23 protein-coding genes and 1 pseudogene are annotated in these 21,042 nt (G+C 37.2%); 18 read left to right on the top strand and 6 right to left on the bottom strand.

Going from position 1 to position 21,042, the window contains the following annotated elements:
- The first annotated feature begins 4 nt into the window (after positions 1-4).
- The 8 genes from ACFSO7_RS11135 (at position 5) to sufB (ending at position 8,210) form a co-directional block, all read left to right on the top strand.
- Positions 5-1,030 carry a methionine ABC transporter ATP-binding protein gene (locus ACFSO7_RS11135; protein WP_377877367.1) on the top strand — a complete coding sequence of 342 codons (1,026 nt, stop codon included), beginning with the start codon at positions 5-7 and terminating at the stop codon, positions 1,028-1,030.
- The gene (locus tag ACFSO7_RS11130) at positions 1,023-1,691 is read left to right on the top strand and encodes a methionine ABC transporter permease (RefSeq protein WP_377877366.1); all 669 of its coding nucleotides are present in this window, start codon (positions 1,023-1,025) and stop codon (positions 1,689-1,691) included. The genes ACFSO7_RS11135 and ACFSO7_RS11130 overlap by 8 nt, the downstream gene beginning before the upstream one ends.
- A 14-nt stretch (positions 1,692-1,705) precedes the next feature.
- Positions 1,706-2,545: a MetQ/NlpA family ABC transporter substrate-binding protein gene (locus tag ACFSO7_RS11125; protein WP_377877365.1), complete on the top strand. Its 840-nt coding sequence runs from the start codon at positions 1,706-1,708 to the stop codon at positions 2,543-2,545.
- Between the two features lie 334 nt (positions 2,546-2,879).
- A complete protein-coding gene (gene sufC / locus ACFSO7_RS11120; RefSeq protein WP_377877364.1) occupies positions 2,880-3,665 on the top strand; it encodes a Fe-S cluster assembly ATPase SufC in 786 nt (261 codons plus the stop codon).
- Between the two features lie 17 nt (positions 3,666-3,682).
- On the top strand, positions 3,683-4,993 hold the full coding sequence (gene sufD, locus ACFSO7_RS11115; protein WP_377877363.1) for a Fe-S cluster assembly protein SufD: 1,311 nt from the start codon (positions 3,683-3,685) through the stop codon (positions 4,991-4,993).
- Entirely contained in the window at positions 4,993-6,222 is a 1,230-nt protein-coding gene (locus tag ACFSO7_RS11110; protein WP_377877362.1) for a cysteine desulfurase, read from the top strand. The genes sufD and ACFSO7_RS11110 overlap by 1 nt, the downstream gene beginning before the upstream one ends.
- Positions 6,212-6,646 (top strand): Fe-S cluster assembly sulfur transfer protein SufU, encoded by a 435-nt coding sequence (gene sufU / locus ACFSO7_RS11105; RefSeq protein ID WP_377877361.1) that lies wholly within the window; start codon positions 6,212-6,214, stop codon positions 6,644-6,646. Before ACFSO7_RS11110 ends, sufU begins: the two co-directional genes overlap by 11 nt.
- A gap of 166 nt (positions 6,647-6,812) precedes the next feature.
- Complete coding sequence (gene sufB, locus ACFSO7_RS11100; RefSeq protein ID WP_377877360.1) at positions 6,813-8,210, top strand: Fe-S cluster assembly protein SufB; 1,398 nt, start codon at positions 6,813-6,815, stop codon at positions 8,208-8,210.
- Positions 8,211-8,287: 77 nt separating this feature from the next.
- On the opposite strand, the gene ACFSO7_RS11095 is transcribed toward sufB, so the two are convergent.
- Together ACFSO7_RS11095 and ACFSO7_RS11090 are read right to left on the bottom strand one after the other, a co-directional pair.
- Complete coding sequence (locus ACFSO7_RS11095) at positions 8,288-8,572, bottom strand: hypothetical protein (protein WP_377877648.1); 285 nt, start codon at positions 8,570-8,572, stop codon at positions 8,288-8,290.
- 112 nt (positions 8,573-8,684) lie between these two features.
- A pseudogene (locus tag ACFSO7_RS11090) lies at positions 8,685-8,756 on the bottom strand (CotG/ExsB N-terminal domain-containing protein); the annotation flags it as partial.
- Positions 8,757-9,033: 277 nt separating this feature from the next.
- Here ACFSO7_RS11090 and ACFSO7_RS11085 point away from each other — a divergent pair.
- From ACFSO7_RS11085 to ACFSO7_RS11055, 7 genes are all read left to right on the top strand, one after another.
- Positions 9,034-9,879, top strand: a complete 846-nt coding sequence (locus ACFSO7_RS11085) for a DUF72 domain-containing protein (protein WP_377877359.1) — start codon at positions 9,034-9,036, stop codon at positions 9,877-9,879.
- 38 nt (positions 9,880-9,917) lie between these two features.
- Positions 9,918-10,742 carry a sulfite exporter TauE/SafE family protein gene (locus ACFSO7_RS11080; protein WP_377877358.1) on the top strand — a complete coding sequence of 275 codons (825 nt, stop codon included), beginning with the start codon at positions 9,918-9,920 and terminating at the stop codon, positions 10,740-10,742.
- Positions 10,743-10,800: 58 nt separating this feature from the next.
- Positions 10,801-11,103 carry a YunC family protein gene (locus ACFSO7_RS11075; RefSeq protein WP_377877357.1) on the top strand — a complete coding sequence of 101 codons (303 nt, stop codon included), beginning with the start codon at positions 10,801-10,803 and terminating at the stop codon, positions 11,101-11,103.
- A 121-nt stretch (positions 11,104-11,224) separates the two neighbouring features.
- Complete coding sequence (locus ACFSO7_RS11070) at positions 11,225-12,322, top strand: HD-GYP domain-containing protein (RefSeq protein ID WP_377877356.1); 1,098 nt, start codon at positions 11,225-11,227, stop codon at positions 12,320-12,322.
- A gap of 217 nt (positions 12,323-12,539) precedes the next feature.
- The gene (gene yunB, locus ACFSO7_RS11065) at positions 12,540-13,295 is read left to right on the top strand and encodes a sporulation protein YunB (protein WP_377877355.1); all 756 of its coding nucleotides are present in this window, start codon (positions 12,540-12,542) and stop codon (positions 13,293-13,295) included.
- Between the two features lie 262 nt (positions 13,296-13,557).
- Positions 13,558-15,072 carry a sodium-dependent transporter gene (locus tag ACFSO7_RS11060; protein ID WP_377877354.1) on the top strand — a complete coding sequence of 505 codons (1,515 nt, stop codon included), beginning with the start codon at positions 13,558-13,560 and terminating at the stop codon, positions 15,070-15,072.
- Positions 15,073-15,074: 2 nt separating this feature from the next.
- The gene (locus ACFSO7_RS11055) at positions 15,075-15,182 is read left to right on the top strand and encodes a methionine/alanine import family NSS transporter small subunit (protein WP_377877353.1); all 108 of its coding nucleotides are present in this window, start codon (positions 15,075-15,077) and stop codon (positions 15,180-15,182) included.
- 194 nt (positions 15,183-15,376) lie between these two features.
- On the opposite strand, the gene ACFSO7_RS11050 is transcribed toward ACFSO7_RS11055, so the two are convergent.
- Positions 15,377-16,327 carry a M23 family metallopeptidase gene (locus ACFSO7_RS11050; RefSeq protein WP_377877632.1) on the bottom strand — a complete coding sequence of 317 codons (951 nt, stop codon included), beginning with the start codon at positions 16,325-16,327 and terminating at the stop codon, positions 15,377-15,379.
- Positions 16,328-16,545: 218 nt separating this feature from the next.
- Here ACFSO7_RS11050 and lipA point away from each other — a divergent pair, with 218 nt between their 5' ends.
- The gene (gene lipA, locus ACFSO7_RS11045) at positions 16,546-17,460 is read left to right on the top strand and encodes a lipoyl synthase (protein WP_377877352.1); all 915 of its coding nucleotides are present in this window, start codon (positions 16,546-16,548) and stop codon (positions 17,458-17,460) included.
- Between the two features lie 263 nt (positions 17,461-17,723).
- On the opposite strand, the gene ACFSO7_RS11040 is transcribed toward lipA, so the two are convergent.
- Positions 17,724-18,383: a YhcN/YlaJ family sporulation lipoprotein gene (locus ACFSO7_RS11040; protein ID WP_377877351.1), complete on the bottom strand. Its 660-nt coding sequence runs from the start codon at positions 18,381-18,383 to the stop codon at positions 17,724-17,726.
- Positions 18,384-18,621: 238 nt separating this feature from the next.
- On the opposite strand from ACFSO7_RS11040, the gene ACFSO7_RS11035 reads away from it, so the two are divergent.
- Positions 18,622-18,897, top strand: a complete 276-nt coding sequence (locus ACFSO7_RS11035; protein WP_377877350.1) for a YutD family protein — start codon at positions 18,622-18,624, stop codon at positions 18,895-18,897.
- 28 nt (positions 18,898-18,925) lie between these two features.
- Here the strand turns inward: ACFSO7_RS11035 and ACFSO7_RS11030 are convergent, their stop codons facing one another.
- On the bottom strand, positions 18,926-19,222 hold the full coding sequence (locus ACFSO7_RS11030; protein ID WP_377877349.1) for a cytosolic protein: 297 nt from the start codon (positions 19,220-19,222) through the stop codon (positions 18,926-18,928).
- A gap of 49 nt (positions 19,223-19,271) precedes the next feature.
- On the bottom strand, positions 19,272-19,538 hold the full coding sequence (locus tag ACFSO7_RS11025) for a DUF3055 domain-containing protein (protein WP_377877348.1): 267 nt from the start codon (positions 19,536-19,538) through the stop codon (positions 19,272-19,274).
- Positions 19,539-19,715: 177 nt separating this feature from the next.
- On the opposite strand from ACFSO7_RS11025, the gene ACFSO7_RS11020 reads away from it, so the two are divergent.
- Positions 19,716-21,029: an EAL domain-containing protein gene (locus ACFSO7_RS11020; protein WP_377877347.1), complete on the top strand. Its 1,314-nt coding sequence runs from the start codon at positions 19,716-19,718 to the stop codon at positions 21,027-21,029.
- The last annotated feature ends 13 nt before the right edge of the window (positions 21,030-21,042 follow it).

Raw genomic sequence — 21,042 nt, 5'->3', positions numbered from 1 at the left:
ATAAATGATTTCTATTAAAAATGTACAAAAAATATACTCTTCCAAGAATGGAAAAGTAAGAGCAGTCGATGATGTCAATATTGAAATAAAAGAGGGAGAAATATTCGGGGTCATTGGATATAGCGGTGCAGGGAAAAGTACCTTGATTCGAATGCTTAACGGTTTAGAAATTCCAACTGATGGAACAATAACGGTTGCAGGTCGTGTAGTTTCCAAGATAAAAGGAAGTGCACTTCGTAAAGCCCGTCAAGAAATCAGTATGATCTTTCAGCACTTTAATCTTCTCTGGTCAAGAACTGTAAGAGAAAACATTGCCTTTCCACTTGAAATAGCGGGAATCGCAAAAGCGGAGAGACAAAAACGAGTAGATGAATTGATAAAACTTGTCGGCCTGGATGGCAGGGAGAATGCTTATCCATCTGAATTGAGTGGTGGGCAAAAGCAAAGAGTGGGGATTGCCCGTGCACTTGCTAATAACCCAAAGGTGTTATTATGTGATGAAGCCACTTCGGCACTTGATCCACAAACAACAGACTCCATTTTAGATTTACTTGTGGATATTAACAAAAGATTGGGATTAACGATCGTATTAATAACTCACGAAATGCATGTAATCCAAAAAATTTGTCACCGTGTTGCCGTGATGGAAGGCGGAAAGATTGTTGAGGTTGGTCCTGTTTTGGATGTGTTTAAAAATCCAAAACAAGCCATTACAAAAAGATTTGTCCAACAAGTTACGGAGCCTGATGAAACGAAGGAAATTGCTGATCACCTAGTAAAACGTTATCCAGAGGGTAAGATTGTCCAATTAACTTTCGGTGGTGACGATGCAGAGCAACCACTCATCACAAATCTAATTCGCCATCATGAGGTTACTGTGAATATTTTACAAGGTAAAATCAATCAAACACAAAATGGATCTTATGGTACGTTGTTTGTTCATATAGATGGTGAGAGTCTAGAAATTACGAAAGCGATTGATTATATTCGCTCACAGCAAGTTGGAGTGGAGGTGATCACAAATGGTTGAGAAATTTTTTCCTAATGTGAACTGGGAACGAATGTGGGAAGCCACAAACGAAACTCTTTATATGACAGGGATTTCTGTGTTGGCAACTTTTTTACTAGGAATTCTTCTCGGTTTGTTATTATTTCTAACTTCAAAAGGGAATATATGGGGAAATAGACCGATTAATCTAGTCATCAGCGCATTTGTTAACATTTTCCGTTCGATTCCTTTTCTTATATTAATTGTTCTTCTCATTCCGTTTACGAAATTTATCGTAGGAACAATGATTGGAGAAAACGCTGCTTTGCCGGCATTAATCATTGGTGCAGCACCATTTTATGCACGGATGGTTGAAATTGGTTTAAGGGAAATTGATAAAGGTGTCATTGAAGCAGCAAAGTCAATGGGAGCCAAAACGAGTACGATTATTTTTAAAGTGCTATTGCCTGAATCCATGCCAGCCTTAGTTTCGGGAATAACAGTGACAGCCATTTCACTTGTAGGATTTACGGCGATGGCAGGAGTTATTGGTGCTGGTGGATTAGGGAACCTCGCTTACTTGGAAGGTTTTCAAAGGGGCCGTTACGATGTCGTATTTATGGCAACCGTTGTTATATTAGTCATAGTTTTTGTCATTCAATTCATTGGTGATTTCATCACTAGAAAATTAGATAAAAGATAAGAGGAGAGATTAAAATGAAAAAATGGTTAAGTATTATTTTATCATTAGCAGTTGCACTAGTCCTTGCTGCTTGTGGAACTTCTGAGGAAAAAACAGATGGTGGGGAAGGGAAAGATGAATTAAAAAAATTAGTTGTAGGTGCTTCAAACGTACCTCATGCTGAAATTCTAGAAGAAGCAAAACCATTGTTAAAAGAAAAAGGAATCGATTTAGAAATTACAACTTTCCAAGATTATGTTCTTCCAAACCAAGCGTTAGAATCAAAAGAATTAGATGCAAACTATTTCCAACACATTCCTTATTTAAATGCACAAATTGCTGAAAACGGTTATGATTTTGTTAATGCTGGTGGTATTCATATCGAACCAATCGGTGTTTACTCTAAAAAATATAAAAGCCTAGATGAACTTCCTGAAGGTGCACATATTATTGTTAGTAACTCAGTTGCAGACCATGGACGTATTTTATCAATGTTAGAATCACAAGGCATTATTACTTTAAAAGAAGGCATCGATAAAACAAAAGCGACAGTTGAAGATATTATTGATAACCCAAAAAAATTAAATTTTGATGCAGAATACGAAGCATCTTTACTTCCTCAAATTTATAATAATGACGAAGGCGATGCCGTATTAATCAACTCAAACTATGCAATCGATGCAGGTTTAAATCCTATTGAAGACTCCATTGCGATTGAAGAAAGTGATTCGCCTTATGTAAACGTAATTGCAGTTAGAAATGGTGACGAAACAAAAGAAGAAATCAAAACGTTAGTTGAAGTACTACGTTCGAAAGAAATTCAAGATTTCATTCTTGAAAAATATAAGGGTGCAGTAGTACCTGTATCTGAATAACAACAAAAAAAACTGACCAAAATTGGTCAGTTTTTTTTGTTACTATATAATAAGGAAGAAAAAAGGTTTGAAGATAATTATTTTTGAGCGAATATTGCCCATACATGAATTTATAAAGGTAGTAAAAACTAAGCAAAATATGTTTAAAACTTGATATACATCAATGTTATTATGATCCAATTAAGTTAACATTATGTACATAGTGTAAATCAGTTTAAATGGTTGCTATCAGATTCTATTTGTTATAAGATTGTAATGAGAATAAAATGAGAATGAAGTTTGATGATCAAAATAGGTCATTAAATATTACTTTGTATATTTCGGAGGTATAGATATGGCAGGGTCAACATTAACGGTTAAAGATTTACATGTAGCGATTGATGGGAAGGAAATTTTAAAAGGTTTAAACCTTGAAGTAAAAGGTGGAGAAATCCACGCAATTATGGGGCCAAATGGTACAGGGAAATCAACTCTTTCTTCTGCTATTATGGGTCACCCTAAATATGAAGTAACGAGTGGAAGCATTACTTTAGATGATCAAGATGTACTTGAAATGGAAGTAGATGAACGCGCTCGTGCAGGTCTGTTTTTAGCAATGCAATATCCTAGTGAAATTAATGGTGTGACAAATGCAGACTTTTTACGTTCTGCCTTGAATAGCCGTCTTGGTGAAGGAAATGAAATTTCTCTTATGAAGTTTATTCGTAAAATGGATGAGAAAATGGATTTTCTTGAAATGGATCAAGATATGGCACAACGTTACTTAAACGAAGGTTTCTCTGGTGGAGAGAAAAAACGTAACGAAATCCTACAATTAATGATGCTTGAACCAAAATTAGCGATTCTTGACGAAATTGATTCTGGATTAGACATCGATGCATTAAAAGTTGTTTCTAAAGGAATTAACGAAATGCGCGGTGAAGATTTCGGATGTTTAATTATTACTCACTATCAACGTTTATTGAACTATATCACTCCTGATTTTGTACATGTCATGATGCAAGGTCGTATTGTGAAATCAGGTGGTCCAGAGCTTGCACAACGCTTAGAAGCAGAAGGATATGACTGGATCAAGAAAGAACTTGGAATTGAAGACGAAACAGTTGGGCAAGAAGCTTAGGCGTTAGGGGGATCAACATGACAATTGATACAAAATTACCATTTGATCAGGAGTATGTAGCTAATTTTTCAAAAGAAAATGGCGAACCTGTCTGGTTACAAGAACTTAGAAAAACGGCAATAGCAAGTGCGGAGCAACTACCGTTGCCGAAGCCTGATAAAACAAAAATCGATAAATGGAACTTCACTCAATTTGCGCAACATCAAGTGAAGAGCAACACTTATCCATCTTTATCTGATCTACCAGAAGCGGTTAAGGCTTTAGTTGACACAGAAGCTGGCAATAAAAACCTATATATTCAAAACAACACAACTCCAGCTTATTTAGAAGTTTCCACGGAGTTAAAAGAAAGCGGAGTTATTTTTACTGATATTTTTACAGCTGCTAAAGAGCATAGTGATTTACTACAAAAGTATTTCATGACAAACGGTGTGAAAGTAGATGAACATAAATTAACTGCTTTGCATGCGGCGTTGCTTAATGGTGGAGCTTTCTTATATGTTCCTAAAAATGTAGAGCTTAAAGAGCCAATCCAAGCAATTTTCGTTCATGATGATGCATCGGTTAATCTATTTAACCATGTATTAGTTGTGGCAGAAGATAATAGTAAAGTAACTTATGTAGAGAACTATGTTTCAACGATTGAAGAAGCTGATGGAATCTTTAATCTCGTTACTGAAGTCATCGCGAAATCAAATGCACAAGTTCAATATGGAGCAGTTGATAATTTAGCTAAAGGCGTTACGACTTATGTGAATCGTCGTGGTGTAGCAGGTAAGGATTCACGTATTGAATGGGCATTAGGCTTAATGAATGATGGTAACACGATTTCAGAAAACGTAACTAACCTAATCGGAGATGGTTCGGTTGGTAACACGAAAACGGTTGTCGTTGGTCGTGGAAAACAAATTCAAAACTTTACTACAAGCATTGTTCATTTTGGAAAACATACAGATGGGCATATTCTAAAACACGGAGTTATGAAGGACGAAGCATCTTCAATTTTTAATGGTATTGGAAAAATAGAACACGGTGCATCGAAATCAAATGCTGAACAAGAATCTCGTGTATTAATGCTTAGTGAAAAGGCACGTGGAGATGCAAACCCAATTCTACTTATCGATGAAGATGATGTAACTGCTGGACACGCAGCATCAGTTGGACGCGTGGATCCATTACAGCTTTACTATCTAATGAGTCGAGGAATTTCAAAAACTGAAGCGGAACGTCTTGTCATTCATGGCTTCTTAGCACCAGTCGTTAACGCACTTCCAATTGAAGGCGTGAAAAAACAATTAACAGAAGTGATTGAAAGGAAAGTAAGATAATGAATATCCAGGATATTCGAAACCAATTTCCGATTCTAAATCAAGAAGTTAATGGAAATCCACTCGTATATTTAGACAGTGCAGCAACCTCTCAAAAACCGATTCAAGTGATTGAAGCGTTGGATAAGTATTATCGCGAGTATAACTCGAATGTTCATCGGGGAGTTCATACTCTCGGTACGAAAGCAACCGATGGTTATGAAGGGGCACGTGAAAAGGTTCGTAAGTTTATTAATGCAAAGTCGACAGAGGAAATCATTTTTACTCGTGGAACGACGACGGCTTTAAATACTGTTGCAGCAAGCTACGCTGCGGCAAACCTGAAAGAAGGAGATGAAATTGTTATCTCCCATATGGAGCATCATAGCAATATCATTCCATGGCAACAAGTAGCGAAAAAAACCGGAGCACAGTTGAAATATTTGCCTCTACAAGAGGATGGCACAATATCGTTAGAAGATGTTAGAGTAACTGTCACATCCAATACAAAGATAGTTTCCATCATGCACGTTTCCAATGTCCTTGGAGTGATTAACCCAATCAAGGAAATTGCTCAAATTGCACATAGTAATGGAGCGATAATGGTGGTGGACGGTGCTCAAAGTGCCCCACATTTGAAAGTAGATGTACAAGATTTAGACTGTGATTTCTTTGCTTTTTCTGGACATAAAATGTGTGCACCAACCGGAATTGGCGTATTATATGGTAAGAAGAAGCTTTTAGAAAATATGGAGCCAATTGAATTTGGTGGTGAGATGATTGATTTTGTTGAATTATACGATTCAACATGGAAGGAACTCCCGTGGAAATTTGAAGGAGGGACACCGATCATCGCTGGAGCCATCGGTTTAGGTGCGGCGATTGACTTTTTAGAGCAGATTGGTTTAGACCAAATTACTGAACATGAACATAAACTAGCAGCCTATGCTCTAGAGAAAATGTCGACTGTGGAGGGAATATCCATTTTCGGACCTAAGGATCCAGCAAAAAGAGCTGGAGTTGTTACCTTTAATCTTGATGATGTTCATCCTCATGATGTAGCGACCGTTCTTGATGCAGAAGGAATTGCTGTCCGTGCAGGACATCATTGTGCCCAACCACTCATGAGATGGTTAAAACAATCTGCTACCGCAAGAGCAAGCTTCTACCTATATAATACGGAAGAAGATATTGATAAGTTTGTTCAAGGGCTTATCAAAACAAAGGAGTATTTTAGCGATGTCTTCTAATAACCTAGATGCCTTATATCGTCAAGTAATCATGGATCATTATAAAAATCCGCGAAATAAAGGTGTTATTGAAGATGGAAATTTAACCATTAATATGAATAACCCAACATGCGGTGACAGAATCCAGTTAACGATGAATGTGGAAGATGGCATCGTTACAGATGCGAAATTTGAAGGAGAAGGCTGTTCGATTTCAATGTCTTCCGCATCGATGATGACTCAGGCGATTAAAGGCAAAAATATAGATAACGCCATTAAACTATCTAGCATTTTTTCAAATATGATGCAAGGAAAAGAGTATGACGATGACCTTGACCTTGGTGATATTGAAGCCTTGCAAGGTGTATCTAAGTTCCCTGCAAGAATTAAATGCGCAACTTTAGCCTGGAAGGCAATGGAAAAAGGACTGAAGGAAGAAGAGTAAAAAAATTAGAAAAGCTGGTTAAAGTTGTCTAGCTCCAGCGCCTAGCCCCTCGAGGTCAAATGTTCGACACCCCAAAAGTCAAAGAACGACTTTCCGGGTGTCGAAGCATTTGCTTGTAGGGGCTAATCAAGGCGCTTCCGCTTTTCAAATAAGGAGGATTTCGATTATGGCTAAAAAGGCGCCTGAAATCGGTGATTATAAATATGGTTTTGCCGATAAAGATGTGTCGATCTTTCGCTCTAAACGTGGATTGACAAAAGAAATAGTAGAAGAAATTTCAAAAATGAAGCAAGAGCCACAGTGGATGTTAGACTTCCGTCTAAAATCATTGGATCTTTTTTATAGCATGCCAATGCCACAATGGGGCGGAGATTTGAATTCCTTAAACTTTGAGGAAATCACTTATTATGTTAAACCATCTGAGAAAACTGAACGTTCATGGGATGAAGTTCCAGAAGAAATTAAAGCTACATTTGATAAGCTTGGGATTCCTGAAGCGGAACAAAAGTATTTAGCAGGTGTTTCTGCACAATATGAATCCGAAGTAGTTTACCATAATATGCAAGAAGACTTAGAAGCTCTTGGAATCGTATTTAAAGATACGGACTCAGCCCTTAAAGAGAACGAAGATATTTTCCGTGAGCATTGGGCGAAGGTAATTCCTCCAACAGATAATAAATTTGCTGCTTTAAACTCAGCTGTTTGGTCAGGTGGATCATTCATCTATGTTCCAAAAGGAGTAAAAGTGGAAACGCCTTTACAAGCTTATTTCCGTATTAACTCTGAAAATATGGGACAATTTGAACGTACGTTAATTATCGTTGACGAAGGTGCACATGTTCACTATGTAGAAGGATGTACAGCACCTGTATACACAACGAACTCCTTACACAGTGCAGTAGTTGAAATCATCATCAAGAAAGATGCTTACTGCCGTTATACAACGATTCAAAACTGGGCAAACAATGTTTATAACCTTGTTACAAAACGTGCAGTTTGTGAAGCTAATGCGACAATGGAATGGATTGATGGAAACATCGGATCGAAATTAACAATGAAGTATCCTGCTGTTATTTTAAAAGGCGAAGGCGCTCGTGGAATGACTCTTTCCATTGCAATTGCTGGAAAAGGTCAACATCAGGACGCTGGAGCTAAAATGACTCATTTAGCGCCAAATACTTCATCGACGATTGTTTCGAAATCGATTTCTAAGCATGGTGGAAAAGTAACTTATCGTGGTATTGTTCATTTCGGGCGTAAAGCAGACGGAGCGCGTTCAAACATTGAGTGTGATACGTTAATTATGGATAATTTATCTACTTCAGATACTATTCCATATAATGAAATCCTTAATGACAATATCTCATTAGAGCATGAAGCAAAAGTTTCTAAAGTTTCAGAAGAACAATTATTCTATCTAATGAGCCGCGGTATCTCCGAGCAAGAAGCAACAGAAATGATCGTAATGGGCTTTATCGAGCCGTTTACAAAAGAACTTCCAATGGAGTATGCTGTCGAAATGAATCGACTCATAAAGTTCGAAATGGAAGGATCTATTGGATAAAAAGCAATAATAAAACACCTAATCAGGCAGAATATGCATGATTAGGTGTTTTTATTTAATCCTAAGAAAAAAGAGCCCTAAAAAGAGCTCTTAAGATCCAAACGGGAGTTAATTGCAAAAATAGTCAATAGAACGAACAGTACCACGGTTAGTGCGACGAGAACGTCGACCACTGCGACGAGAACGTCGACCACTGCGACGAGAACGTCGACCACTGCGACGAGAACGTCGACCACTGCGACGAGAACGTCGACCACTGCGACGAGAACGTCGACCACTGCGACGAGAACGTCGACTACTGCGACGAGAACGACGGCCACTGCGACGAGAACGACGACTACTGCGACGAGAACGACGACCACTGCGACAAGAGCGTCGACTACTGCGATGCGAGCGACGACTACTGCGGCGAGAGCGGCGACTACTACGGCGCGAACGTCGACTACGACCGCGACAACTAAAAGGTTCTTGATGCATAAATTCGCCTAGACCAGCATCCTCAACTTCTAATACCGCTTCTTGAATTTCGGCTTGTGAATAAGTCATAAATGTCCCTTCTTTCTTTAGAATATGAACATCTGAAGAAATATAATTCGCTTTCTTCGTATCTTATGCTCACAAAGTTCTATCTGAATGGGACAATCGTTTACAATAGTGCTAATTTATTTACAATTGTTGAATAAAATAAATATTTTCCAGTTAGATAATTTATTTCAAACGTTATAAATGTATTTTTCAAGTCCTTAAAGATTATTTGTTCGCAAAATTATGTTAATATGATTAGGAAGGCGAAATTTCTCCATATTTTAGCGGAGGTTTTACAATGATTTTTGTCGGTGTGACAGGTTGGGGGGATCATAATACCTTGTATCCAGGGAAAATTTCTCCAAGAGACAGACTTTCAGTGTACGCAGCTCATTTTCCTATCGTTGAGGTAGATACTTCTTTTTACGCGATACAGCCAGTAAAAAATGCAGAAAAATGGGTATTAGAAACACCGGATTCCTTTCAATTTGTCGTAAAGGCTTATCAAGGAATGACAGGTCATCAACGGGAAGGTATTCCTTTTGAAAATAAAAAGGAAATGTTTAAAGCATTTAAGGAATCCATTCAACCATATTTGACTCATCAGAAATTAGCGATGGTTTTATTTCAATTTCCACCGTGGTTTGATTGTAAAAAAGATCATGTTGAGTATTTACGTTTTTGTAAAAAGGAAATGGGTGAAATCCCTTGTGCACTAGAGTTCCGGCATCAATCTTGGTTTTATCCAGAATTAAAAATGAAAACACTAGATTTCATGAGAACAGAAGGGTGGATACATACTATTTGTGACGAACCACAAGCGGGTCAGGGGTCGGTGCCTGTTGTATTAGCAAGTACACAATCTGATAGTGCACTGGTGCGATTTCATGGAAGAAATGTTCATGGATGGCAGAAGCAAAAAGGGATTGATTGGCGTGAAGTTCGTTATTTATATCGTTATAATCAAACAGAACTTGCAGAATGGGCTGTGAAAATTCGATATTTACACGAAAGTTGTCGTAATATCTATGTTCTCTTCAATAATAACTCTGGGGGAGATGCTGCTGACAATGCAAAAGAGTTTATTCAATTGCTAAATATCGAATATACAAATCTTGCGCCACGGCAATTAGATTTATTTTAAACTGAGAAAATTAGCGCAAAATCAAAGGAGTTAACATCATGCAATGGATTATTTTAGTTTTAATAGGGTTAGTTGCAAGCTCGATTGGGTCTTTAATCGGACTTGGTGGCGGAATTATTATTGTTCCAGTTTTACTTTATTTCGGAACGTATACTAATTTACTAGGGGATATTCCACCCCAGATTGCTGTAGGGACTACTTCACTGATTTTGATTGTTACAGGGCTGTCGTCGACTCTTTCATATATGAAACATAAAACAGTGGATTATAGAAGTGGATTTACCTTTTTTGCAGGAAGTGCACCTGGAGCTATTATTGGTGCCTGGGTAAATAAATATTTAGATGTGCACTCATTTAATTTATACTTTGGAATTTTTATGATTTTTGTCGGCATTTTATTAATTGTAAAAAATAAACTAAAGCCATTAAAGTTAAATACGAGCAAAGGAATTGTCCGCACCTTTACGGATCCAAGTGGTGAAACCCATCAATATGGATTTCAACCACTATTAGGCTTCATCGTTTCATTTGTTGTTGGTTTTAGTTCAGGGCTTTTTGGAATTGGCGGGGGCTCGTTAATGGTTCCAGCGATGATTCTTATATTTATGTTTCCTCCACATGTGGCTGTTGCTACTTCGATGTTACTTGTTTTTCTATCAGCGCTTGTTAGCTCTGCCACCCATATTAGTTTAGGGAATATCAATTGGTGGTTTGCATTAGCGCTAGTACCCGGAGCTTGGTTTGGGGCCAAAATTGGATCCTACTTGAATACGAAAATCAAAGGGAATACCCTGATCAATATTTTGCGTGCTTTTTTCATTATTATGGGATTACGTTTAATTTATCAAGGGATTTTCGGTTAGATTTATACACGCTTTTTTCTTTTCAACATAGTTTGATTATGAAAGGAGCGGAAGAAAATTGATCGAACTTGCACCGATTGTAATCGATGGAAATACATTTTTAAGCATTTCAGTTCAACTACCTAAAACAAATTTACTAGTCGTTTCAAACGATAAAGGGTATATAATGTGTGGAGCTCTTGATATAGGTTTATTAAATGAAAAATTAAAGGATCGCAAGGTGATTGCGGGAAGAGCGATAGGAGTTAAAACGATTGATCAACTACTTAACGCTCCACTGGAGTCGATCACTTTCGAAGCTGAAAATCTTGGCATTCACAAAGGAATGATCGGAAGAGAAGCATTATTAAAAATGTTGTAAAGGCTAACCTAAAGAGTTAGTCTTTTTTTCGTTAGTAATATGTCATTGGAGGATTATGTCGAATCATGTATAATATTATATAATAATATATGGAAAAGAATATGGGATTTAGGAGAAACCAATGAGACTAGTCGCTACGAATACCGTAAAAAGCGGGACGATACTTGGAAAACCAATCTATAATGAAAAGGGTCAAATCCTATTAAATGAAGGGGTGGAGTTAGCCGAATTAGTCATTACACGACTACTTTATTTAGGAATTGACTATATATACATAAAGGACAAAATGACAGATGATATTATTGTCAATGATAGTATTTCTGAAAAGGTAAGAAAAGAAGCTTTAACCACCATTGAATTAACCTTTAAGGAACTATATACGTCCCCAAAAAAATCTCAAACATTTATTATGGAGAAGTCCTCCAAGAAATTTACCAATTTAATACGCGATTTACTAACTGAGTTGAAAAATAATCCCAACTTGTTAAATTTACTGTCTGATGTTTTTACGTATGATAATTATATTTTTACACATTCATTAAATGTAACAATGTATACGCTTGCAATTGGTCTTGAATTAAAGTTGCCACAAAAGGATTTAGAGATTCTCGGTCTAGGGGCTATTCTACATGATGTGGGTAAAATGAAGATTCCAGAGCCGATATTATTTAAAAATGGGCGATTAACTGAAGAAGAGTATGAAGAAGTAAAGAAGCATGCAGAGGCAGGTTTTAAAATGCTCAAAACCGTCCAAACGCTTCCTTTACTAGTTGCACATTGTGCCTATCAGCATCATGAGAGGATGAACGGTTCTGGTTATCCTAGAGGAATAACAGGCAATGATATTCATTTATATGGAAAAATTATTGCCGTTGCTGATGTTTTTGATGCGGTAACCTCAAACCGAGTGTACCGTAACGCCATGCTACCACATGAAGGATTAGAAATTTTGTATGCTGGATCAGATATTTTATTTGAACCGAAAATTATTGAAGCCTTTCGAAAGTCCGTTGTTATTTACCCTAATGGACTAACAGTCGAATTAAATGACGGGAGAAAGGGAGTCGTTTCTGCACAAAATTTTGGGTTAAGCGAAAGACCAATCGTCCGTATTTTAGAAGAAAAAGGTCACCATGTTCCAGAGCCATATGAATTAGATTTAAAGATTGAATTATCTTTAATTATCACTAATTGCGATACGACAATGAAAAATGATTAATCTTTTTAGAAAGTTAACTTTTTTGGATTTCGAAAATTGTCCAGCTTCAGGCGCCATCGGCTCGAGGTCAAAAGTCAATCCGTCATGAAGGTTAAAGAACAACCTTCCTGCCGGCTCGTCTTTTGCTTGTCGCCGATAAACAGGCGCCTTCCGCTTTTCTGTTAGTCTAGTTCCCCTCTTTAAAGCATACATATAGCTTGTAAAGGGGGGATTTTTCTTGGCAAAATTTCGTCGTCTATTGCCCCGAAAAGGTCCATTACCTTTTCGCTATGTTTTTTTGTTAACGTTTGTCTTTTTTACCTTTTCAACTGCATCAGGACTTTGGGTCATAAATAAAGGAATCGAGCCGACCTTAATGGCATATGCGGAAAGCCAGACGAAGAAAATAGCTACAGTGGTGATTAATCAGGCAATTAATAAGAAGATTGCTACCGGAATGAAAATTAATGATATTATTGAACTTACTCCTAGTGATGATGGAGGAACAGCAGCCAATTTAAATACTGAAATTATTACAAGTGTCATTGCAGATACACATACCTTAGTGTCAAAAAATTTAAAAGAAGCATCAAAAGGTAATCTTGAACTAATTGAACAAAATACGGATGTTGCAATCGATTACGGTGAATCTAAAAAAGCAAAAGGGATTGTATATGAGATTCCAATAGGGCAAGCAACGAATAATGCATTGCTTGGTAATTTGGGACCGAAAATACCGATCAGTTTCCATGCTGTCGGAGAAGTTGAGGTCAATCCGAAAACAGAACTTAAACCGTTCGGAATCAATAATGTATGGATTGCTATTTATATTGAAGTAAAAGTGGATGTTCAAATTATTGTTCCATTTTCTACTAAAATCACATCAGTGACACAAGATATCCCACTAGCAATGGGAACGATTCCTGGAAAGGTACCACAGTATTATAATGGTGGAGGAGGAGATGGAACTTCTATCGAGCTACCATTAAACTAATAGAATCTCGATTAAACAGGGTATATATTTACTCCTGTTTTTTTGTTGAAATTATCTTTTGAATAATATTAATTTTAGAAAACGGTTACATTTCCGTTAGTTTTCTAGATTATAAAATAATTTTTATTTTTTTATAATAATGTTTTGACAGATTTAATAAGAGCCCCTATAATAATTTTTAGAACAAATAATCTGAAAATAATAAAACTTTAGATTTTTCTATCTATTTTATGAAATAAATGGAAGTATAGGAGGAAATATAATGGATAATCGTCCACAATGGGGAACACGTGCCGGATTTATTTTAGCAGCAATTGGTTCAGCAGTTGGCTTAGGGAATATATGGAGATTCCCAGCAGTTGCTTACGAAAACGGGGGTGGGGCATTCTTCTTGCCATATTTATTTGCCTTATTAACGGCAGGTATCCCACTATTAATTTTAGAGTTTACTCTTGGGCATAAGTTAAGGGGATCTGCACCTTTAACATTTACTCGACTTAATAAGAAATCTGAATGGTTAGGTTGGTGGCAATTAGGAATTTCCTTTGTGATTTCCACTTATTACGCAGTAATTATTGCTTGGGCGATGTCTTACTCTAAATTTTCATTAAGCCTTGAATGGGGAGAAGATACAAAAGGATTCCTATTTGGTGAATTTTTGAAATTAGCGGACAAGCCAGGTCATCTAGGTGGGGTTGTACCAGGAGTCTTTATTCCATTAGTATTAGTGTGGATTATTACACTAGGAGTTCTTTTTAAAGGAGTAAAAAAGGGAATCGAATTAGCAAATAAAATTATGATTCCAACATTAATTGGCTTATTTTTAATCATCGTTATCCGCGCACTAACTCTTGATGGAGCGATGCAAGGGCTAGATGCATTATTCAAACCAGATTGGAGTAAGATCGCCGATCCAAAAGTTTGGGTAGCTGCTTACGGTCAAATTTTCTTTAGTCTTTCAATTGGATTCGCGATTATGATTACTTATTCTAGCTATTTACCAAAGAAAACAGATTTAACGAACAGTGCTTTTATTACAGGTTTTGCCAATTCAGGTTTTGAATTATTAGCTGGAATTGGCGTTTTCTCGGCGTTAGGCTTCATGGCTGTTCAGCAAGGTGTTCCGGTTAGTAAAGTGGTTGATGCAGGTGTGGGACTTGCTTTCGTTGTTTTTCCACAAATTATTAATGAGTTCCCAGCATTCAATGAATTTTTTGGAGTAGCATTCTTCTTATGCTTAGTTCTTGCAGGGTTAACTTCACTTATTTCAATTGTAGAAACGTATGTAGCAGGAATTCAAGAGAAATTTAAAGTTTCACGTAATAAAGCAGTGGCATTTGGTGGGGGTCTTTCAGCACTGATTTCAATTCTTTTCGCTACAAAAAGCGGCTTATATTTCCTTGACGCTGCAGACTATTTTATAAATAATTTTGGTGTTACATTAGCTGGGTTAATTGAAGTCGTGCTAGTTGCTTGGGTTTTCAAGGAACTTAAGAATCTACAATCTCATGCGAATAACGTTTCAGATGTTATGATTGGGTCTTGGTGGAAGGTATGTTTAGCTGCTATTACACCTTTAGTATTAGGATACATGATGGTTCAAAATTTCATTACCAATTTAAAAGATAACTACGGGGGATATTCCACAGAGTTTATTATTTATGCGGGATGGTTAGTTGCTGCGGTAGTGATCGTAGTAGGATTCCTTTTCACCCTCTTCAAATGGAAGAGTGATGATTTATCCATACAAAGTGATACTGAAAAGGAGGCTTCATAATTATGTCAGCAAGCGCAATTGCGATGATGATTGTTGGGATGGTCATTATATGGGGTGGACTTACAGCAAGTGTGATCAATGCAGTAGTAAAAGGGAAAAAAGCAAATTAATTGGAAAAAGGGTGACCATTTGGGGTCACCCTTTATTTAAAAGGTAAAAAAACTTTTTCGGACTTCGAAAATTGTCCAGCTCCAGGCGCCATCGGCTCGAGGTCAAATGTTCACATCCATGCAAAGTCAAAGAACGACTTTGATGGCTGTGAAGCATTTGCTTGTCGCCGATAGGCGGGCGCCTTGCGCTTTTCTTATTTTTTATTCCTTTGCCTTTCTTGTCTCTCCCAAAGTCTTAAATGAGAGTATGGATCATAGGACCATTCAGTATACCCATTATCTTTGTACATCCCATAATGGAGATGTGGCGGGAATTTACCTGATGTTCCTGGTGGGCCATAACCAGAACTTCCAACTCCACCAATCAACATTCCAGGCTCAACAACTTGTCCTACTTTAAGATCTTTTGCAAAACCACTCAAATGGGCGAAATAATGATACGTATTATTAATATCCCGAATACCGATGCGCCAGCCGCCAAAGCGATTCCAGCCCTTCATCTCAACGATCCCATAGCTTGTGGCCCTTACAGGAACTCCGTAACCAGCAAAAATATCGGTTCCTTCGTGAATCCGTCTTCCACCCCAGCCTCTGGCACTTCCCCAAGTATTTTTATAGCTATGATTACTTCTTAATGGTACAGGAAAAGCATGCTTATCAAGATCTAAACGGCCGAAGTGTTTATAAATCTGTGCTTTTCCTGTTATAATTCCGACCGTTTTATCGCGAAGATAATAGTTCCACAATGCGATTTTAATATTATCATGGTCGATCCCATATGAAAGGATATAGTTAGCAAATGCATGTAAAACATCTTCATCATTTGTAAGGCTTGCTTTGCCATCCCCATTACCGTCAATACCAACTCCATCGAAGAATTGGATTGAAGTAGGGTTTTCATCATTAAGTTTCGGATTTAAAAGCCCGCGCCACTCCTCCGGACGAAAATAAATAGCAATGATTCCCTCCGCTTTTGGTAAATCTCTTCGAACTTGTCGAATGTTTCTTTCGTATTGATCAATGGCAGCTAAATAATACCAAGGGATCTGCGTGACTGCCTCAACTTTTTTATAAAGCTCCATTCTTTTAACGTAAAGATCGTCTGTATTGGCATGACTTGTCTTTGGAGAAAACATAGCTGCCATTAGAACTAAGAGTAAGGATGCAATAAAGCACTTCACATGAATCCTCCCATCCAATTGTCATATATAAATATAGTCTGTCTTGAATCAACAATAAAATGTTTTTAAAATAATGGAAATGTGATGGGGTCAAGCTTGTTCAACTTTTTTTAGTGTGTTACAGTGTCTAAAGAAAGTGAAAACATTATTTCATACTTTTTTCTATTTAGGGGTGGAATGGCATGAGCAAGGAAGGTCATTTAAGAAAACCAGAATGGTTAAAAATAAAATTAAATACAAATGAAAATTATACTGAGTTAAAGAAAATGATGAGAGAGAAAAATTTACATACTGTGTGCGAAGAGGCTAGATGTCCGAATATTCATGAATGTTGGGCAGTAAGAAGAACAGCCACTTTCATGATTTTAGGCGATGTTTGTACACGAGCTTGCCGTTTTTGTGCAGTGAAGACCGGCTTACCATCTGAATTAGATTGGCAAGAACCAGAAAGAGTAGCGGACTCTGTCGTTCATATGAATTTAAAGCATGTGGTCATAACGGCCGTTGCCAGAGATGACTTAAAGGATGGGGGAGCAGCCGTATTTGCTGAAACGGTCCGAGCGGTACGTAAAAAAAATCCATTTACATCTATTGAAGTTCTCCCTTCTGATATGGGTGGAGTCGAAGAAAATTTACGAATCCTAATGGATGCGAAACCAGATATTTTAAATCATAATATCGAAACGGTCCGAAGATTGACACCAAGAATTCGAGCAAGAGCCCAATACGACCGCTCCCTAGAATTTTTACGCCGTGCGAAAGCAATGCAGCCTGATACGCCAACGAAATCAAGTATCATGATAGGACTTGGTGAAACAAAGGATGAAATCATTGAAGCAATGGACGACTTGCGGGCAAATCATGTTGATATTTTAACAATTGGTCAGTATTTACAGCCAACAAAGAAACATTTAAAGGTCGAAAAATATTACAGTCCAGATGAGTTTAAGGAATTAAAGGAAATCGCCATGACTAAAGGCTTTAATCATTGTGAAGCTGGTCCACTTGTTCGCTCATCTTATCATGCAGATGAACAAGTCAATGCTGCAGCTAAGAAAAAGCAAGAATTAGCAGATATGGAAGTGAAGGAAGCATAAATTGAAGAGACCTGAGCTCGAGTTAAACTGGCTCAGGTCTTTTGTATGACTAAAAGTATACCATTTTCGGACTTCGAAAATTGTCCAGCTTCAGCGCCTAGCCCCGACGTACAGGATGAACTAGTGTCGACAATGCGACAGGACGTCGCGCTCTTGTCGACCTCGAGGTCAAATGTTCGCCAGCCAAAAAGTCAGAGAGCGACTTTCCGGCTGGCGAAGCATTTGCTTCTCGGGGCTAATCAAGGCGCTTACGCTTTTCTTATTTATCGATTGTTTTGCATTTGTGTTGGTGTGAAATTACGCTGACGATTTTCAGACATATCATTGTTAATCACATCATTTTCGTTCTCCATCTTAGTAAGAGGCGCACCTTGTGGTGATTTCAACATTTGAACAATAAGTCGGTCAACCATACTATCCACATTTCGGCTATCTGAGTCCAATGTTGCGAAGTTTTCAACATTCTTTATTAAGTTTTTATTATCTGTTACATACACATGATAAAAACGTGGAACAACAGATATAGCTGTTTTCTTGACTTGGTCAGCAGTTAAATTTCGATCTTTAGCGTCCGTTTGATAGGCAATTAATACCTCTTCATCGGTTACAAGTGTGGCAACATCATGTACATTTGGTAAATCAGAACTTAATTTACTGATACTATCTGCTAATTTTTCACGGTCGAGTGCAGAAAATTTATGCGAATTCGTTCGACCATTTACTGGATTTTTTTGATGGCGCACATATCCGAAATCTTCGCTTTTATTACTCATGTTTTTATTATAAATTTCAGCTCTTTGATTATTTACGTTAACGGTATGTCCACTTTCTTCATAAATGTCACGATCTGCCATCTGATTAGCTCCGCAGCCAGTTAAGGCAAATAAACCAGAAATTCCCAATGTCATGAACATCTTGTTCATTAAAAACACCTCCTCATATATAGAATGACCATGTATTTTACTTTTTCACTTAGTAATTCATGGGGAATGAGTTATAATGAGGAAAAGGAAAAGCGGAAGCGGCTCGATTAGCCCCGACAAGCAAATGCTTCGCCACCCGGAAAGTCGTTCTTTGACTTTTTGGGTGGCGAACATTTGACCTCGAGGGGCTAGCCGCTGGAGCTGGACAAATGAAAGTTAGTTTAGTGAGGTGTTGAATTTGATCCAAATTAATAATATTTCTTATGAAATTGTACAAGAGCATCGAAATGGTTTTAATGAGGAAGCCTTTCGTGCACGATATAGCGATATATTAACTCGATATGATTATATTGTTGGAGACTGGGGATACGGGCAATTAAGGTTAAGAGGCTTTTTCGATGATCAAAATCAAAAAGCAACCTTTGATACAAAAATAAGCACTTTAAGTGAATACTTGTATGAGTATTGCAATTTCGGCTGTGCTTATTTTGTGTTAAAAAGGATTGAACATTGAAAAAAGGATGGTATTAACCATCCTTTTTTCAATGTTCACGGTAGTCCTCATAAGGTGGCTGTTCACCTGTTTCAGGATCATCATGGGTTGGATGAGCCCCAGCCATTTGTCTTGGGAGATTTTCATGGAAGGTTTTGAATTCATAGTTAAAAGCACTATAATATCTTTGACCTTCTTTCCACGGTGTACTTTTGTTTTGAACAGGTTCATCTTTTCCAATGGGTGAGCCGTATGGACCTTCTGGCAGTTCCTCTGCCGTTAGAAAATTTCTTCCGGCTTCCACATTAGAAAAATCTCCATATTTTTCTGAACTATTATTTTTCAATTAAATCACCTCTATTGTTTTATTATCAACAATAGAGGTGAAAATCATGTTAAATGATTTCTAATAAAAAATCTTTTAATTCTTCTGCTTCTTCTTCTTTTAAGTCAAAGGCGTATTCTAAATACCCTTCTTCTTTTAAATCATCTTCTCCAATAATCGCGAATTTATTTCCTTGCATATTAAGCACAAGTGCTTTCCCATAATGTCTTGTCGTTTGGGTAATGGCTAAATCGTACCGCTGGTGTTCGCCAACAAAACTGACAAACCTTGTTTTCGTATCTTCTCTATCATCGTATAAAAAATATCGCTCACTCATCATGTACCTCCAAATTTTTCAACACTTGAATAACTCTATCATACCAAAAAAACACATTGAACGAAAATGAAACAAAATACTTCAAAATACCTAAAAATTCTTAAGGTGGAATAAATACGTAATTCTACAAATTGTGATACAATATAAGAAAAATTTAATGGTGGTTTTCTGAGAGGAATGAAAGAAATGGCCCATCCTTGCGTAGAAAAAATGAAGCAACTTTTAAATTGGGGAAAAATTTTCCTCCCACATTCCAGAATGCGTTTTTTCCCACCACAGTTCACCTTAAGGGACCCTATTGCTGAAGGTATTACACATGCCTTTAAAGATGGATTCGAAGTGGCTGTTATCGTTTTTAATATAAAAAATTTACATGATATTCATGGACAATTAGGTCAACTACATTATAAAAAATTTATCAATAGATTAAAGTTTATTTTTAAGTATTCCGTGGATCGCCATTTCGAAAAAGATGAAATCGTTGCTTTGCACGACTATTATAGTGATGGCCTTACTTTATATGTTCGTGTGAATCAAAAACGCGATTGTCTTTCCGAAATTGATATCATCATGAAAAAAATTTCGGATGAAGTGGAAAAAAATATACTAATTGAATATCCAACGGTTCCAATATATTTCGATACTGGTTATATGTTCGTTGAGAAAAAACATTATTCAATTCATGAAGCGATTTATAAAGCACATCAGCAATCGGTTGCCATGGCTGAAAAAAGGGTTCAGTCAGAATTTAATGAAATGCTCTTTTCGATAAGTAAAATTGTTTCTCAAAAGGACATTAAGCTTCTAGCACAACCGATTATTGATGTGGAATCAAGGGAAATTAAAGCGTGGGAAATGTTAACAAGAGGACCAAAAGGAACGGATTTAGAAAGTCCCTTACAATTATTTTCTGTGGCAAGGCAAACAGGGAAGCTTTACGAATTGGAGCTAATCGTTTTAGAAAAAACATTAGAGCAAATTCAACAATCAGGGAGTTTTCATGATTTTTTTATCAATTTTACTCCTTTAACATTAGGAAACGGGCGTTTCGTAAGAGATGTGAAAAAACTATTATTAAAATATAAAAGTATTCCACCAAGCCAAATTACGATAGAGGTTACTGAACGGGATTCGATTGAGACGATTAAAGATTTTGTATATAATATTAAGGTACTTCGTACAATGGGCTTTCGTATCGCCGTTGATGATACGGGAGCGGGATATGCCAGTTTAAATACAATCAGTGAAATCATGCCGGATATCATTAAAATTGATCGGTCAGTTATTCAGAATATCGACAAAAACACCGTAAAGGAATCAATGCTAAAAGGGCTTTTACTAGTGGCGAAGGAGACAGGTTCATTAGTTGTTGCTGAAGGAATTGAAAGTGCAGAGGAGGCTCTCGTCCTTTCAAGAAATAAAGTGGATTTAGCGCAAGGGTATTTCTATGCCCGTCCTAAAGTACTTCCTAAACTTGCGTCAATGTCCTAGTGTTTCGAACGGA

Source organism: Bacillus sp. CGMCC 1.16607 (assembly GCF_042683745.1).
In the GTDB taxonomy this organism is placed as follows: domain Bacteria; phylum Bacillota; class Bacilli; order Bacillales; family Cytobacillaceae; genus Pseudoneobacillus.
The sequence above is the reverse complement of the archived record's forward strand: the minus strand, read 5'-3'. Positions and strand labels throughout refer to the sequence as shown.